18 protein-coding genes and 2 pseudogenes are annotated in these 14504 nt (G+C 47.1%); 12 read left to right on the top strand and 8 right to left on the bottom strand.

Going from position 1 to position 14504, the window contains the following annotated elements:
• A pseudogene (locus THEPK_RS06615) lies at window positions 1-601 on the bottom strand (IS982 family transposase); the annotation flags it as partial.
• A 153-nt stretch (window positions 602-754) separates the two neighbouring features.
• Between THEPK_RS06615 and THEPK_RS06610 the strand changes: the two are divergent.
• The 5 genes from THEPK_RS06610 to THEPK_RS06590 all read left to right on the top strand — a co-directional run bounded on the left by THEPK_RS06610 (window position 755) and on the right by THEPK_RS06590 (window position 3988).
• Window positions 755-1492: a hypothetical protein gene (locus tag THEPK_RS06610; RefSeq protein WP_042699785.1), complete on the top strand. Its 738-nt coding sequence runs from the start codon at window positions 755-757 to the stop codon at window positions 1490-1492.
• 167 nt (window positions 1493-1659) lie between these two features.
• Entirely contained in the window at window positions 1660-1905 is a 246-nt protein-coding gene (locus tag THEPK_RS06605) for a hypothetical protein (RefSeq protein WP_042699782.1), read from the top strand.
• A 64-nt stretch (window positions 1906-1969) separates the two neighbouring features.
• Window positions 1970-2776 carry a hypothetical protein gene (locus tag THEPK_RS06600; protein WP_232054796.1) on the top strand — a complete coding sequence of 269 codons (807 nt, stop codon included), beginning with the start codon at window positions 1970-1972 and terminating at the stop codon, window positions 2774-2776.
• A 4-nt stretch (window positions 2777-2780) separates the two neighbouring features.
• Complete coding sequence (locus THEPK_RS06595) at window positions 2781-3143, top strand: hypothetical protein (protein ID WP_042699777.1); 363 nt, start codon at window positions 2781-2783, stop codon at window positions 3141-3143.
• Between the two features lie 50 nt (window positions 3144-3193).
• Window positions 3194-3988: a hypothetical protein gene (locus tag THEPK_RS06590; RefSeq protein ID WP_042699773.1), complete on the top strand. Its 795-nt coding sequence runs from the start codon at window positions 3194-3196 to the stop codon at window positions 3986-3988.
• Between the two features lie 123 nt (window positions 3989-4111).
• Here THEPK_RS06590 and THEPK_RS06585 read toward each other — a convergent pair whose 3' ends face one another.
• Complete coding sequence (locus tag THEPK_RS06585; protein WP_042699770.1) at window positions 4112-4579, bottom strand: DUF1858 domain-containing protein; 468 nt, start codon at window positions 4577-4579, stop codon at window positions 4112-4114.
• Window positions 4580-4689: 110 nt separating this feature from the next.
• On the opposite strand from THEPK_RS06585, the gene THEPK_RS06580 reads away from it, so the two are divergent.
• The 4 genes and pseudogenes from THEPK_RS06580 (at window position 4690) to THEPK_RS06565 (ending at window position 8569) form a co-directional block, all read left to right on the top strand.
• A complete protein-coding gene (locus tag THEPK_RS06580; RefSeq protein ID WP_042699767.1) occupies window positions 4690-5865 on the top strand; it encodes an FprA family A-type flavoprotein in 1176 nt (391 codons plus the stop codon).
• 1 nt (window position 5866) lies between these two features.
• Window positions 5867-7207, top strand: coding sequence for a DUF438 domain-containing protein (locus THEPK_RS06575; RefSeq protein WP_042699764.1), 1341 nt, complete (start codon window positions 5867-5869; stop codon window positions 7205-7207).
• Window position 7208: 1 nt separating this feature from the next.
• Window positions 7209-7520 carry a cupin domain-containing protein gene (locus THEPK_RS06570; protein WP_042699761.1) on the top strand — a complete coding sequence of 104 codons (312 nt, stop codon included), beginning with the start codon at window positions 7209-7211 and terminating at the stop codon, window positions 7518-7520.
• Window positions 7521-7563: 43 nt separating this feature from the next.
• A pseudogene (locus THEPK_RS06565) lies at window positions 7564-8569 on the top strand (M24 family metallopeptidase).
• Window positions 8570-8572: 3 nt separating this feature from the next.
• On the opposite strand, the gene THEPK_RS06560 reads toward THEPK_RS06565, so the two are convergent.
• Complete coding sequence (locus THEPK_RS06560; protein ID WP_042699759.1) at window positions 8573-9385, bottom strand: hypothetical protein; 813 nt, start codon at window positions 9383-9385, stop codon at window positions 8573-8575.
• Window positions 9386-9650: 265 nt separating this feature from the next.
• On the opposite strand from THEPK_RS06560, the gene msrA reads away from it, so the two are divergent.
• Window positions 9651-10655, top strand: a complete 1005-nt coding sequence (gene msrA / locus THEPK_RS06555; RefSeq protein WP_042699756.1) for a peptide-methionine (S)-S-oxide reductase MsrA — start codon at window positions 9651-9653, stop codon at window positions 10653-10655.
• Between the two features lie 77 nt (window positions 10656-10732).
• Here msrA and THEPK_RS13670 read toward each other — a convergent pair whose 3' ends face one another.
• From THEPK_RS13670 to THEPK_RS06530, 5 genes are all read right to left on the bottom strand, one after another.
• Window positions 10733-10864, bottom strand: coding sequence for a hypothetical protein (locus THEPK_RS13670; RefSeq protein WP_255346950.1), 132 nt, complete (start codon window positions 10862-10864; stop codon window positions 10733-10735).
• Between the two features lie 64 nt (window positions 10865-10928).
• Window positions 10929-11282, bottom strand: coding sequence for a DUF302 domain-containing protein (locus tag THEPK_RS06545; protein WP_042699751.1), 354 nt, complete (start codon window positions 11280-11282; stop codon window positions 10929-10931).
• A 12-nt stretch (window positions 11283-11294) separates the two neighbouring features.
• A complete protein-coding gene (locus THEPK_RS06540) occupies window positions 11295-12575 on the bottom strand; it encodes a cytochrome c biogenesis protein (protein ID WP_042699750.1) in 1281 nt (426 codons plus the stop codon).
• Between the two features lie 60 nt (window positions 12576-12635).
• Window positions 12636-12962 carry a hypothetical protein gene (locus tag THEPK_RS06535; RefSeq protein ID WP_232194548.1) on the bottom strand — a complete coding sequence of 109 codons (327 nt, stop codon included), beginning with the start codon at window positions 12960-12962 and terminating at the stop codon, window positions 12636-12638.
• 5 nt (window positions 12963-12967) lie between these two features.
• Window positions 12968-13174: a hypothetical protein gene (locus THEPK_RS06530; RefSeq protein ID WP_042699744.1), complete on the bottom strand. Its 207-nt coding sequence runs from the start codon at window positions 13172-13174 to the stop codon at window positions 12968-12970.
• A gap of 152 nt (window positions 13175-13326) precedes the next feature.
• Here THEPK_RS06530 and dmpI point away from each other — a divergent pair, with 152 nt between their 5' ends.
• Window positions 13327-13527, top strand: coding sequence for a 4-oxalocrotonate tautomerase DmpI (gene dmpI / locus THEPK_RS06525; RefSeq protein WP_232194547.1), 201 nt, complete (start codon window positions 13327-13329; stop codon window positions 13525-13527).
• A gap of 261 nt (window positions 13528-13788) precedes the next feature.
• Entirely contained in the window at window positions 13789-14502 is a 714-nt protein-coding gene (gene cas6, locus THEPK_RS06520) for a CRISPR-associated endoribonuclease Cas6 (protein ID WP_042699739.1), read from the top strand.
• The last annotated feature ends 2 nt before the right edge of the window (window positions 14503-14504 follow it).

Below are 14504 nucleotides of genomic sequence, written 5' to 3'. Positions count from 1 at the left end.
GCTAACATACCCCTTATCCAAAACAGAAAACAGCCAGAAAACTCCTCAACAATCACCCAGAACTTTTCCCGGACAACACTCACATCATGCTTGTTCGCCGGATCAACAGACAGTAAAGCCAGCAAGTTTCCATCAGAGTAACAGGTCAGCTTGTACCCATAGTAAAACTTTTTTTAGAGGGAACAAACCCAACTGCGGGCTTTTCAGAGATGATTTCTGAAGAACCCTTCTTCTCCTTCCTGTTTTTTCTGGCCAACTCCTTGGTCTGAATGGGCTTTGAGTCCAGTATTCTAACGTATTCTCTGGCGTGTTTTTTGAATAATTCTTCCTGCGCTAGGAGCAGGAGTTTTTCGTGCCTGTTCAAGCGTTCTGTTAGTTTGTTGTACCTGATTTTGGGGAACAGCTTCATTTCTTCGATTAGGACTCTGTAAGCGTGCTTGTAAACTCCGTTAAAGTGCAAGTGTGCTAGTATTGCGAAGGTTATTAGGTCGTAGAGGCTGATTATTTCCCTGTGAGTGTTTTTCGGGTAGTGTTTGCTGATTATCGGATAGATTTCGGATTTTATGATCAGGATTTCCTGCTGAAAGTTCATAACAACCACCAATCAACCAAAAGACTTAAGTGCTTATAACTCTAACGATCTAATGGGAACTAGGGTAATACAACCATCAATCAACCAAAAAACTTAAGTGCTTATAACTCTAACGATCTGATGGGAACTAGGGTTTAATTTTTCTTTAGTTTATCAGGGGTGATGAACTTGATAACTTGGTACTTTGATGTTGAGTATTTGAGAAAAAATCTGGAAATTGAGGAGATAACAACTCAAGGTAAAACTCCCATGCAGCTTTCAACAATATTGAAGTTGTTTCGTTTGCCCGCAGGGAGGTACTCATTAAAAATATTGGGAAAAGAAGTGCTTGCAGATGATTCCGGTGAAGCGATATACTTCCCCAGCGTTCCCCAGGATGCGTTTCTTGTGAGCATCTATCTCCGGGGAGCTTTAGAGAAGTTTAACCAAGAGATTGCTACAAAGACCTGGTTTGTTGAATTTTTACGAAAATACGTTTATCCTCCTGAAATCAGAAGAATTCCAGATCCACGGCTAAGAGAGGTTCCTATAGAAGAACTAAGACGAGAATACTTGTTAGAGTGTCCAGATGTTAAAGGATACGTTTTTGACGTTACATTCGGAAAGATTTTGAGCCCGGTGGTGTTTAAACTCAAAGGAGAAAAAGTGTTTATATGCTCGGAACTTTACTTTGCGGATAAAGGCAACATCCTTAACCCCAAAAGGGTAGTGATAGAGGGTGATGCTGGCTCATTGTCGAGAGCTTTCCTGAAAATGGGAGAAGAGACTTTAAAGAGTCTAGTTGAACTAGGTGAACTGCTACCTCCGGGAGCGTGGAAAGAGCCATTGGCGGAATACATTGAAGTTCTTAACACTTTCAGAAAGTTTAGTCTTAGTCTGGTAAGAGGCAAGCGTACTTAAACGGCTGGGATGCCAACGATGCTAAAAAGCTTGCAGAGGATTTTGACGAGGGGTACAGGGGTTTCAGGGCACACTTCAATGGGGCAAACCTTGATTGTGGAGTATTCGAAGGAGGAGATGTTATCATTGATGCAAAAGGGGCAAAACATATTATTTTTAACCACCTCATGAAAAAGCCTGGAAAAGATCAGTTCACTCACATTTCCGCCGTGGATCTTTTAAACGAAATGGGCAAGGTTATAGAAAACCCAGACAAAATTGAATGCGGAGACATTGTCAATGGAAAACAGAGAATAGTACTTGTTAAATATTCCCCAAAGCTGGGAAAGAAAGTGGTGGTAGTGATTGAGAGAATCAAATGGGGGATGTACCGGATAGTTACGGCATTCCCACCATCTTCAAGGAGATATTGACAGGGAGGTGATTTCAATCTTTGCCTTTTCATTTTCCCCTCGAGATGGAGATAGGGGATTTCCAGTGCTGGTGCTCGAAGAGGGGCCAGTTTTCATCAGTGAAGACCCAGTGACGCTGGATGAATTCATAAGCTCCCTAAAGGCACTCCACTCGATGGATGCTCTCCCGAAAAAGCTCTGGGACTTGAAGATAATGGCTGAGGGTGGATGGGTTCACCTGACCCTTTGGGATGGTGGGGAAGTACAGCTCACCCGTGACAACTTCATCGAGGCAATCCGAACTTCCATCCAGAACCTGAAAGCGGTTCTCAATAATAAACCCGTGCGGATGGAGTGGCTCAGGTTCAAACTAAAGCCGCCTTCGCATGAAGTTCTTGAGATGTTCAGTGAACCTGAGGATATCATGGACGAGTACGAAGTTCAAGTTTACGGGAGCACGTACGTACTGGAGGCGTTTGTTAATCTCGAGGGGTACGTTGAGGAGCTTAAACTTCTCAGGGCGTTTGTGGCGGATGGCAAACTGCCTGCGGAGGAGTGGCGGGTAAAGTGGAACGTTGATGGTGAAATCAAGAGGCTGTCTTCCAAAGGGGTAAAAAAGCCGGAGGATAGGGGCCTTCTCCGCGAACTGGCGGGCCTTAAAAAGCTCTCAGCAGGAGCGGCTCCTCCTTTCGTTCGCTTTACCCTTTCAACCTATGACCCCTTTGAAGTTCTCTATGCGGCAGACTCTGGAAAGGGAGAATTTTTGCTGGCATTCGTCCTGTATTCCGGTATGGCAGTCAAAGTCCCAAAGAACGCTCTCCTGAGGGCCATCGATGAGGCCATCAAAGATGCAGAAAAGGAACTTAAAAGGGTAAAGCTATCTGGGAGGTGAGCTCATGTCCTTCTCCTTTATCTTCTTTGGCTTTGAGGAGGCTCTCAGGGGTGAGGTGCCTGCGGATACCCTGACCATTGCCATCAAACACGGGATGAAAACAGAAATTGGCACAATTGCCAGGAAAGGTTCTGAGAGAGTGGTGATAGAGTGCAAGAGAAACGCACATAAAATAAGCGAGGAACAGCTTGCAAAGTACGCTGAGTACGCCATCAATAAGGGAATCAGAAAGATTGAGGTGTACTATGCTGGAGGCATTGAGAACATAAGGGGCTACTATTACTACACCCAGTACCTGCCAAAGGAGATAAAGTCCAGGTTTGGTGTGGACGTTGAAGTGCGTTACCTAGCTTCAGAATTCGACTGAACATGTTTCTTTATTTCTCAATTATGTAATGAATCCTGGGGGGGAGTGGTATGGGAACCACGTATTATGTTGTCGCCGTGTTTGATAAGCCTTGGGGAGAAGTGCTTGAGAAGCTCTCGCGCGAGTTCAAGTACACTCGCGAACTCGCGTACCAGCGGGAAAGACGAGAAGAGCACCTGAAGTTCATCTTTGATATGAGGGGATTTAGGCTGGTTGCAGTGGGAGAACTGCACTACGAGCTGAAAACCACCGAGGAAGATTCCTTTGACTGGCTTGAGGTTGAAACGTACTCAAAGGAGAACATGACGCTCCTCCAGATTGGAGTCTCCACCGGCAGGTGGCTGTTCGTCCTGAGTCCCGAACTTATGAAGTTCCTCGGAAAGCTGATGGGGGTTGGGGCGGTCCTCATCTGTGGTTACACGGACGATCACGACCTCAGAGATGCAGGCTTTGAAGAAAACAACCAGTTTCTTTTCTACGAATGGTTAGTTGAGACTGTGAAAAGGAAAAAGCTTGAAATCGTTCCTTCGGGCGTTACCATAGTGAAGAAAGAACTCTTAGACTTGGAGGACGGTCTCTACGAGCTGATTGAAAGACCCGGACGGGAGGAGGAAGATTATGTCCTAATCAAGAGATTGGATAGTTATAAAATACTTGTTTCAGTAAGAGAAAGCGATTTAACTGATGAAGAGAGCTACCGAGAGCTAATTGAAGACAAAACATGGCTCAGCGGAGACATAACCACGTTGATCTTCAAGCGTATTGGAAAGAAAATTAAAAACGAATTCTTAATCAAGAGGGCCGAGGAATACTTTAAAGCTCAAACAGGGGCTGAACTATATTGAGCGGGTGATGGCCCCCGCCAAAGTTCGGTGGCTTTAATGATTAACAAAAATAAATCCCTCGTAGGTTGAGATTACTAAAAACAAACCTCAATGGAAATGTTTTGAACTGAACTATCTACCTTCTTACAGCCTTTTCAGTTCTTCCATCATCTCTTTGAACTTCTCATCGCTCATGCCGATGAGCTTCTTGGCCTGTCTCAGCGTTACCGTCCTTGCGAGGGTTTTTCTGAGCACAGGGTTCTGGAGCGGTGAAAAGCCGTACTTGACGAGTATATCGAGGGATTCAGGGTAAGCTTTGAGGAGCTTAGCCACGTTGGTGTCTTCCGTTATCTCCTCCAGCTCCTCATCGCACTCTTCAACCTCCATTTTCAGCTCTTTTGACCCCTCTGTCTTTGTGACCTTCAGCACGAAGAACTCTCCCACTTTGTTCAGCTCCACTTGATAGCCCGCTTCCTCAAGCTTGGGTATTATATCTACAAAGGGTTTGTCGCCAAGTACCTCAAGGGTCTCCCCGGTTTTGAGCCTCTCAAGGTTTTCCAGTATCATGAGGGCAGGCTGTGGAGGTTTCAAACCCCTCACATCCAGCATCATTTTCCATCACCGCCCCCATTTATGACATTTGGCATATAAACTTTGTTGGACAACTATGTCCAGAAAGGCTTAAAAGCATTTGATATGACAGATGTCATGAAGGTGGTAATATGAAAAGTGTGAAACTCTTGGATGGAGTCTACTGGGTCGGTGTTAAGGACTGGAGCAGGAGGATATTTGACTCCCTGATCCCCCTCCCGGAAGGGACCTCTTACAACGCCTACCTCGTGGTCGGCAACGAAAAGAGCGCCCTCATAGACACGGTGAACCCGGGTTTCGAGAGAGAACTTGAGGAAAAGGTCAGTGAGATACTCCCTTTTGAGGAGATAGACTACGTGGTCATGAACCACGCTGAGCCTGATCACGCGGGTGCAATACCCTACATAATGGAGCGTAACGGGAAGGCCCTCCTCATCACAACGGAAAAGGGAAAAGAGCTCGCGAAGGCATACTACAATGTCCCCGATGAGAGGATAATGGTCGTAAAGGACGGGGATGAGGTAGACCTCGGAGGCAAAACGCTCCGCTTTATAGAAGCTCCATGGCTCCACTGGCCGGAGACGATGTTCACATATCTCGTTGAGGACAAAGTGCTGTTCCCATGTGACTTCTTCGGTGCTCACACTGCCCACGGCCTTTACGATGACGAGGTTCCCTCCATAATCGAGTACGCCCAGAGGTACTTCGGTGAGATCATGATGCCCTTCTCGGGCATGGCTAAGAGGGCCATGGAAAAGCTCAAAGGGCTGGAGATCAAAATGATAGCCCCGAGCCACGGTCCCATCTACAGAAACCCGGAGAGGATTCTAAAAGCCTACGAAAGCTGGGTGAAGGGAGAGACTAGGGAGAAGGTGCTTGTAGCTTACGTGAGCATGTGGGGCTCCAACAGGGAGCTTGCGAAAGAGCTGGCTGACCTGCTCGTGGCAAGGGGGATTGATGTTAAGGTTCACGACCTCGTGAGCGCCGACATCGGGGAGCTTGCAAAGGACCTCGTTGACTCAAGGGCCATAGTTCTGGCGGCTCCTACAGTGCTCGGGAGCGCCCATCCGCTCGCCGTTTATGCCGCCTACCTCGTGAAGGCCCTGAGGCCCCCAGCGAAATATGCCGTCTTAATAGGCTCCCACGGGTGGCACGGGAGGAGCATAGACGCAATACTGGAGATTCTGAAAGGTGCAAGCCTTGAACTGCTCGGGACGATAGATGTCCACGCGAGGCCGAAGGAAGAGGACTACAAAGCCCTCCACAGCTTGGCCGACCTCCTGGCGAAAAAGGTTAGGGGTGAGTGAAATGACCGAACTTTTGAACACCCGCGAGTACAAGAAGGAACAGCTCAAGAAGCTCCTCCTAAGGATACACGAAGGAGAGAGTGTTGAGAAGCTCAAGGAAGAGTTTAGAGCAGTTTTGAGCAACATCTCTCCGCTTGAGATACCCCTCATCGAGCAGGAGCTTGTGAAGGAGGGAATTTCCGCCAGGGATATAGCCAAGATGTGCGACCTTCATGTCGAGCTGTTCCGTGAAGCAGTCAAGGGCACGGAGGAGCTTGAAGAGAGGGATTTACCCGATGGTCATCCGCTCAAGACCCTCTACCTTGAGAACAAGGAGATAATGAAGGACTCTGAGATGCTCAATCTCTATGCAAGAACTTTGGCAACAACAAAAGACGAACGTATGCGTAAAGAAATCCCAGGCGTTCTGGAGGAGATAGTGGGCAACCTCAGAATGGTTGGCTTCACCCACTACAACCGCGAGGAGATGTTGATATTCCCGTACATAGAGAGGAGAGGCCTGACTGCCATAGCCACAGTCCTTTGGACGAAGCACGACGAGATAAGGGCCATGATAAAGCAACTTGCAGAGCTTTTGAGAAAGAGGGAGGAGATGCCCTGGGAGGGGTTTGTGGAGAAATTCAAGGCAAAGGCTGGTGAAGCGGCCTTCGCTTTGAGTGACATGGTTTTCAGGGAGAACAACATCTTTTACCCAACGCTCAAGGCTCTCTTAAGCGAGGGCGAGTGGAAGGCAATAAAGATGCAGGAAGATGAAATCGGCTACTACAAGGTAAAGCCGCCGGAGTGGGATCCGGGTGAGGACGTTAAGCCCCTCCACCCCTGGGAGATAAACCCCGAGCTGAGCGTTGAACAACTCCTTACCCTCCCGAAGGAAGTCCAGCAGGCCCTTAGAGGTCAGCCGCTGGAGTTTGATAAGAGCGGGCTAAAGCGTGAGGGAGACATGGACCTCGGAACGGGCTATCTGAATTTAGAAGAGCTAAAGGCGATCTTTGAGGCGCTCCCTGTTGACGTGACCTTCATAGACAGAGACGACCGCGTAAGGTTCTTCTCACCCGGAGAGAGGATTTTCACGAGGACGCCTTCGGTGCTCGGAAGGCCGGTCCAGCTCTGCCACCCGCCGAAGAGCGTTTACGTCGTCAACAAAATCCTCAAGGCCTTCAAGGAGGGAAGAAAGAAAGAGGCAACCTTCTGGCTCAGGCTAAGAGAAAAGTACGTTTACATCAAGTATGTTCCTCTGTTCAACGAGAAAGGCGAGTACATAGGAACGCTTGAGATGACGATGGACATTGCGCCTTACAAGGCGATAGAAGGGGAGAAGAGGCTTTTGGACTGGAGGGACTGATATGCTTGTGGTTAGGGCTGAAGAGGCCGAGCGTATTGACAATCCTCATGGTGCTGACGTTAGAGCCCTGCTCAAGAGGGAAAATGCAAAGGTAATGCTTGTCACTTTAAACCCAGGAGAGGCTTTAGAGAGGCACACAACGCCAGTTGATGCGTTTATTTACATCATAAGGGGAAAAGCCCTCGTGGAGGTTGGGGAGGAAAGCGAGGAAGCTAAAAAAGACTTCCTAGTCTTTCTTCCAAAAAATATTCCTCATGCCGTCAGGAACGCGGGCAGTTTGCCCCTGAAGTTTTTGGTTGTCAAGCTCGGCTAAGCTTTTATTTTTTCAAAACTCGTATATTTGTGAGGTGTGAAGTATGGAAAGAAAAATTTTTGAGAAAAGAATAAACCGGTTCCAGGAGCTTTTGAAGAGGGAAGACATCGACGGTGCCGTAATAAGGACACTCTCGACTTTTGTTTACTTCACCGGCACGAAGTGGCTTAGGCCAGCCCTTTTAATACCTCAAGAGGGAGAACCAATCGTAATCGTTGCCAAAGGAGAAGCCGAACTCTTCAAACAGAGAAGCTGGATCGAAAACGTAATAGAGTTTCAAAAAACGGAAGACCTCATGGCCAATGTAACTATCTGGATAAAGAGAAATGGTTACAGCAGAGTTGGCATGGAGTTCAGCGTGGAGAGAGATGCTTACATTCTCTTTTATGAACTCTTTAAAAAGCTCAACCCCGATGTAGAGGTTGTGGACGTTAGAGGACTTTCCATGGAGCTTAGGATGATTAAAGACAAATGGGAGCTGGAGAATATAAGAAAGGCAGGAAAAATAGCTGTAAAAGGAATGAAAATTGCAGAGGAAGAAATAAGAGCCAAAAGTCTACGTTTCAGCAACTCCAAGGGCACATGCAGAGCCCTTCAAAGATGTTAGGATTAGGGAGGGAAGTGTTGTCTCAGTGGTAATAGGTGCCGACTGGAACCACTATTACGCAAACATAACTAGGTCTTTTCCAGTGGGAGAAATAAGTGAAAGGGCAAAAAATGCCATAGCGGCTATGGAAGAAGCATACATAACTTCTGTAGAGAATACAAAGCCCGGTGTGAGATTTGCCCAGGTGGAGCGGGAGATTGAGAAGATCTACACATCCAGAGGCCTTAAGGAGTACTACATAACCGGCTACACTCATGGCGTTGGACTTCTCATCGAGGAAGACCCGATAACGACGATAGTTGTCCCACATAGGGCAATGGAGGCTAAGGAAGGTATGGTGCTCGCCATGGTTCACGCCCCTCTGATGATAGCGGAAGGGGCAGTAAAGAAGGAGGACACTTTCATACTTGGCAAAAAGTTAGAGAACGTGACAAAATATTAAAAATCAGAAAGCTCCAGTGCCAATTCCGCAGATCTTTGCAAAAGGACAGATGGAGCAGTCCTCTGTGTATGGCTTTAATGGGGGCTCACCTTTAACTGCTTTCGTTATTTCTTTTGCCTTCTCCATGTCTTCATCGTCCCCCTCAAGGACGAGCGTTACACTTCCTTCCGCTCCTCCAGCGCCGCCAGCGGCTATTGGGATTGCATCAACGTTGGCAAGTATTTCGTAGGCTTCAACTTCGGTTATAGGGATTGCGTGGGGAATAGGTACCAAAGCGGAGTATAGCCCTGTTCCCCAGTCAAATGAATGGATTCCAGTTATCTTTGCGCTTACTTCCACAGGCGTTGGAGTGAACTTCTCGAGGCTGATTGGGGTTATGGTTAATACTCCCTTGGTTATTGTCCATCCAAAAGTCCTGCCGATTGTTCCCCCGTCTGGAGCGGCTGCAAAAACCGCAACATTCCAATTAACGTCTATGGCGTTTCCTCCTTTTATAAAAACATCCTCAGGCCCCATCTCTTTCAAAGCTTCAAGTGGGTCGTCAAAGGGCTTTCCCTTGTAGAGGACGAGGTGCTTTGGCCATGTAGCCTTTGGGGTAACGCACGTTCTTCCCTTGCTTATCGTCCCCACTGTCCATTTTTCTTTTTCAATTTTCTCTCCGAGGATTTCTTCAGCAATGTAAGCGGCTGTTGTTCCAGTTGCTATGTATACAAAACCGTTCTTGAGGGCATTTTGAACTTCTTCCATAGCTACAACGGCTTTAGCAATCAAGCGCTTGCTTTCGGAGGGAGTAAGAGTCACGAGAGCTCTTTGCATGAAAATCACCTCATTAAATTTTGCATCTTAACCTTATTAAAATTGTGGAAAAGAAACTAAAGAGAGTCTATAACGGACTTAACATCTTCAGGTGGTTATTTTTGTTGGCAATGAAAGTCTTGAAGTCTGAAACGCAGTTTTCTCTAGCATAACACCTCAGCTCAAAAACTAACTATCGGACAAATTTGGGTATTTGTAACCATTAACATATAATAATGCCCAAAACTATTTAAGTTCCAGCATCCTATTTTCCTTGGTGTATGAAATGGAAAAGAAAGAAATAGCGATATTTGCCGGCGGTTGCTTCTGGTGCATGGAGGAGGCCTTTGAAAGGCTTCCGGGAGTTATTGAGGCGGTCTCGGGCTACACCGGCGGCTGGGTGGGGAATCCCACCTACGAGCTCGTTTCAACGGGTGAGACAGGCCACAGGGAAGCGGTGAAGGTGATTTACGACTCCTCAAAAATTTCCTATGAGAGACTTTTGGAGGTCTTCTGGAGAAACATAGATCCCACGGATCCGGGCGGCCAGTTCGCCGATAGGGGCGGGCAGTACAAGACGGCTATATTTTACCTCAACGAGGAGCAGAGGAAGCTAGCTGAGGAATCGAAGAGGAGACTTGGGCTCTCTGGAATATTCAAAGAACCGATAGCCACCGAAATCCTCCCGGCAAAGGAGTTCTACCCAGCTGAAGACTACCATCAGGGCTATTACTTCCGCTTTGAGGCGAGTTATAAGAACTACAAGCTCTACTCCGGAAGGCTCGGGTTTATAAAGTCAGTGTGGGAGAAGAACAGGCACTTTCGCCTCTTCCCGGAAAGGGAGCGTTACTGGCTCGGTTATGCTAAGCCGAGCGATTCAGAGCTTAAAAACCTCCTAAATCCCATCCAGTACAGGGTTACACAGCTTGGAGTCACGGAAGAGCCTTTCCACAACGAATACTGGGACAACCACGAGGAGGGAATATACGTTGATGTGGTCTCGGGCGAGCCTCTCTTCAGCTCGCTAGACAAGTACGACTCTGGAACGGGATGGCCGAGCTTTACAAGGCCCCTGGAAGAGTGGGCTATCGTCGAGGCTGATGAGTGCGAGGGCTTCCTCTGCGGCCGGGAAGTAAGGAGCCGCTTTGCAGGTTCCCACCTCGGTCACGTCTTTGAGGAACCCACTCCAACTGGAAAGCGCTACTGCATAAACTCCGCTGCACTCCGCTTTATTCCGAGGGAGGAGCTTAGAAGGTACGGCTACATCGCCTACGAGGAGATTTTTAGATAAAAAAGAGAAATACACTAAACGCGGCTCGATGCCCTGATTTCCTCCATTATTCCCTTAACCTCCTCTCCGCTGAGCGGCTAGGGGTAGATTCTAATGTCCGCTATGTCCCCGTGGAAGTACAGGAACTTTGGCGTTACCGAGTCCACTGTCTTTCCGTAGCCGAGGGTAAAGAGCTCCTTCTCAAGAATGTCGGCAAAGAAGAGCCTCATGCTCTTGTTCCCGAAGTTGTAGTGCCTCCAATCTTTTAAATTATGGAAAAAGAAACAGAAAGGCTCAAAGTGATTCAATAACCGCCTTAACGTCCTCAAGTGGCTCCTTGATGACCTTAACTATGTCATCTGCAGTGTTTATGGCAACGTATACGCTTCCTTCTTTTTCGTAGAGCAGCACTGGACAGGGAGCAAAAGATCCAACCTCGTATTCAACTTTTGTCATCTCGTAGAACTTCTTCGGGTTGCAGACGTAGAGGATTCTATAAGGCTCCATCTCAACACCGAGCTTTGCCTTAACGACTTCACTTGGTGTAAACTCAAGCACAACCTTGTAGCCCTTTTCCTCAAGCTTTGCCTTTAACTTTTCTTCAGCCTCTTTCAGGGACATTTCAACCTTTCTCCTGTATCTGAACATTCAACTACCCCCTTAAATTTTTGCGAACTTTTCAAATAGCGCACTCCAGAGCTTGAAGGGAGTTAGTTCGGTGAGCATTAGAACTCCAAAGATAATTATCAAAATCCCTAAAATCTTCTCCCATTTGGCTTTTTTCTCCACAGTTAAGCTTAGTCTGTTCGACAGGAGCTTTCCATTTATCCACTCGGCTAAATCCTTTGAGCTAAGGATTAAATAGAGGGTAAGCCCCATGCCAAGCCCGTAGATGCTCATGACAACTATTCCCTCTAAGACGCTTCCACTTAATGCCGCTGTAATAACGGCAAACCCAACGTATGGTGCTATACATCCAATCCAAGTTGCCCCAAGTGCAGAACCCAATAGAAAGTCGTAAACATAGCCGTTCTTCGATGAAATCCTCTCTGAAGGAGAGGGAATGAATTTAAGCAGTTTTTGGTTAACGGTATTACTTATTAACGATGCTCCAACCAGAATGAACCCGAGGCCACCTACAAGATAGAGAGCCCCCCTAACCTGAGCGATATAAGAGCCCAAGCTACCTGCTAAGGCCCCAAGCAAAGAAAAAGACACAACAAGGCCCGCTATGACAACCTCAACCTTCCTCTTTGCAAAAAGGAGTGAAAACGTTCCCGCTATAAGAGGCAGAACACAGGGCGAAAACACGCTTAGAATTCCAGCTGAGAAGATGGGTAGGAGGACTGCTAAAGATAAATTGCCTGTGGAAGAGGTTTCATCTTTCCCTTGTGATTCTTTGCTTGACCTCTCGCTATTCGTAGCATCTCCGAGGCTGTTCTGCACGAAGAATTCTAAACCTTCCGGATTTAATGCCCCAACGGCCACACCTTTCAGAATCCTCTCTCCATTTTCAACTTTGAATATTATCATGGTTGGTGTCCCAGGCACACCGACGTTTATTAGCTCACCCTTTTCTTTTGGGGTGTAGTAGCCCACGTTGTCCGGTTGGATGACGAGAACTTTATCGTAAACCTTGTATTGGAGGTTTGTTAGTGCTCTCCCTTTATAAACGTCGATTGAGATCAAATTTATGCCCCTCAAGACTTTCTCTGCCTTTTGTGTTGGGAAAACATTGGTTTTCATATAATTACAGGCTGGACAAGTCTCTGAATGATAAAAGATGAAGAAGTATTCTCCTTCATGATCTGAAAGTAAGATCTCAAGCTCTTTTTCGCTTGAGATTGTGTAAAACTCCAAATTCCCATAAGTTACAATACTCGCGCTCACCAAGCTTGTGAAGATGACAAGTGCAATCAGGAGCATAGTGGGCTTTCTCACATTTTCACCCCAAGAAATGTGGAAAAATAAATTAAAAGACTTTTCTTGAAGCGTTTTTCATCAAAATGTCATCGGAACGTAGCCTTTCTCCAGGTGTTCCGCTATGATTTTTCCGACGTACTCTGTCCTGGCGTACCTCTGCAGGGAAACCTCAAACCCCTCAAGCTCCGCGATCCTCTTACATGCTACTGGAAGCTTTCCAAGCTCTTTAAGCTTCTCAATCCATGGAATGAAGCGCTCGTCTCCATCTGCTACTGCCTTCTCTATCGGCCCGAAGAGTATAACCTCAACATCCTCGACCCATTTGTGTTTTATTGCATTGGTTGCCCACATAAAGCCAGGTAAAGCTCTCTCGTCATCGCTTGAGATTATCACTAAGGCCTTCACTATTTTCAGCCCTCCAAAGCTTTAATGAACTCCTCAAAGCTCCCGACGGATATCTCCTTCTCTCCCGCTATGACGTTTATGTTGCCGCATTCATATTTTGCGCAGAGCCCTATGCACTCCTCAACGCTAACCCTGTAGCCCTTCTCTTCTAGGAGCTTCACAACATCATCGAGCCTCTCTCCAGCGCAGAACTTGCACACCCTAGCCTCCATTACCATCACCAATTTTCCTTCAATGAAGACTCCCTATAGCTCTTATCCTTTCCAAAATGGAAAAATTCTTCTGCGAAGGCTTGACACTCCTGCTCCTTGTAAGGTCCCTCCAAGAACTTTTTAAGGCAAATCGGTGAAAAATAATTCCGGTGATGCCCGTGCCGATGGTGATAATTGAGGGCCCGAAGGCGGATGTGGAGACCAAGAGGGAGCTTGTGAGGAGAATAACCGAGGTGATAAGGGAGGTCTACAAGGTTCACCACGTGAGCGTCATAATCCACGAGAACGAGACTGAGAACGTTGGATACGATGGCGAGCTCCTCTCGGACATAATAGCGAGGAGAAGGGGATGATTTTAGAATCTTTCTTTCTTTAATTTGACTTTGACATGCATACGTAGAGTTTGGCTCGTGCTTTTCCTGCTTGCAGCCAAAATGACGGGTTTCCTTAGAGGGTAGTCGTGTGAATAGGTGTAGAAGCTAGGTTTGAGAGGTTCAAATCTTCATTCGCCTGTTCCCTCAGGGTAGTCATTCAAAGTAGAGCCTAGAGGGGCAAAGGTTATAAAACTTGGTTGTGAAGAACATTAATGACAACCTTGTTGTCTGGTGAAACTTATGAGACTAAAGTTAACATTAATGCCCCTAAATAGAGGATTTTCTCGACCAAACAAGCACGCAATTCAGGGGTTTATTTACAACATGCTGAAAGGAACTGAGTATGAGGAGAGGCACGACCAGCCGAGGTTCAAGTTCTTCACGTTCTCCGACTTCTTCCTGGACAAAGAGGGGAGACCAACCTTCATAGTTTCCTCCCCAGAAGAAGGCTTCATCAACGCCCTCTACTCAGCCATTAAGGAAAGGGAGAGTATCCACATCGGGAAGGATGAGTACCAAGTTGTAGAGCTCAAGAAGTTCAAACTCCCGCTGAGGAGAACATTCCAGACGGGCTCACCGGTTGTTCTCTACAGGAACGCCAGCAAAAACGAATACTTCAAGTTCCACGCCCACAGGGACCTGCACTTTTTCCTCGATCGTCTTAAAGAGAACGCCGAGAAGAAGTACAGCGCCTTCTATGGGGAGGAGCTTTCCCTCGAAGGCCCGTTGTTTGACAGGATGGTGCCCAAGCTCAGGCCCAACGGGAAGATAGACGTTTACGTGAAGGTCGTCAAGAATGGAGTCCCTTTTCCAGTCATCGGCTCCAACTGGGAGCTTCTTGAAAAGGAGCGCATAAGGCCAGAGGAGAGAAGATTCTACCGCTTCCTCATGGATGTTGGTCTGGGGGAGAAGAACAGCCTCGGCTTTGGCTTTATTAACCCGATCCGGGGGTGATT

The sequence above is a fragment of the Thermococcus sp. PK genome (assembly GCF_000430485.1).
GTDB classification, from domain to species: Archaea; Methanobacteriota_B; Thermococci; order Thermococcales; family Thermococcaceae; genus Thermococcus_A; species Thermococcus_A bergensis.
The sequence above is the reverse complement of the archived record's forward strand: the minus strand, read 5'-3'. Positions and strand labels throughout refer to the sequence as shown.

Coding starts and splice junctions, on each gene's coding strand:
- THEPK_RS06610 (WP_042699785.1), top strand. CDS start 755: ATGAACTTGATAACTTGGTACTTTGATGTTGAGTATTTGAGAAAAAAT.
- THEPK_RS06605 (WP_042699782.1), top strand. CDS start 1,660: ATGAAAAAGCCTGGAAAAGATCAGTTCACTCACATTTCCGCCGTGGAT.
- THEPK_RS06595 (WP_042699777.1), top strand. CDS start 2,781: ATGTCCTTCTCCTTTATCTTCTTTGGCTTTGAGGAGGCTCTCAGGGGT.
- THEPK_RS06590 (WP_042699773.1), top strand. CDS start 3,194: ATGGGAACCACGTATTATGTTGTCGCCGTGTTTGATAAGCCTTGGGGA.
- THEPK_RS06585 (WP_042699770.1), bottom strand. CDS start 4,579: ATGATGCTGGATGTGAGGGGTTTGAAACCTCCACAGCCTGCCCTCATG.
- THEPK_RS06580 (WP_042699767.1), top strand. CDS start 4,690: ATGAAAAGTGTGAAACTCTTGGATGGAGTCTACTGGGTCGGTGTTAAG.
- THEPK_RS06575 (WP_042699764.1), top strand. CDS start 5,867: ATGACCGAACTTTTGAACACCCGCGAGTACAAGAAGGAACAGCTCAAG.
- THEPK_RS06570 (WP_042699761.1), top strand. CDS start 7,209: ATGCTTGTGGTTAGGGCTGAAGAGGCCGAGCGTATTGACAATCCTCAT.
- THEPK_RS06560 (WP_042699759.1), bottom strand. CDS start 9,385: ATGCAAAGAGCTCTCGTGACTCTTACTCCCTCCGAAAGCAAGCGCTTG.
- msrA (WP_042699756.1), top strand. CDS start 9,651: ATGGAAAAGAAAGAAATAGCGATATTTGCCGGCGGTTGCTTCTGGTGC.
- THEPK_RS13670 (WP_255346950.1), bottom strand. CDS start 10,864: ATGAGGCTCTTCTTTGCCGACATTCTTGAGAAGGAGCTCTTTACCCTC.
- THEPK_RS06545 (WP_042699751.1), bottom strand. CDS start 11,282: ATGTTCAGATACAGGAGAAAGGTTGAAATGTCCCTGAAAGAGGCTGAA.
- THEPK_RS06530 (WP_042699744.1), bottom strand. CDS start 13,174: ATGGAGGCTAGGGTGTGCAAGTTCTGCGCTGGAGAGAGGCTCGATGAT.
- dmpI (WP_232194547.1), top strand. CDS start 13,327: ATGCCCGTGCCGATGGTGATAATTGAGGGCCCGAAGGCGGATGTGGAG.
- cas6 (WP_042699739.1), top strand. CDS start 13,789: ATGAGACTAAAGTTAACATTAATGCCCCTAAATAGAGGATTTTCTCGA.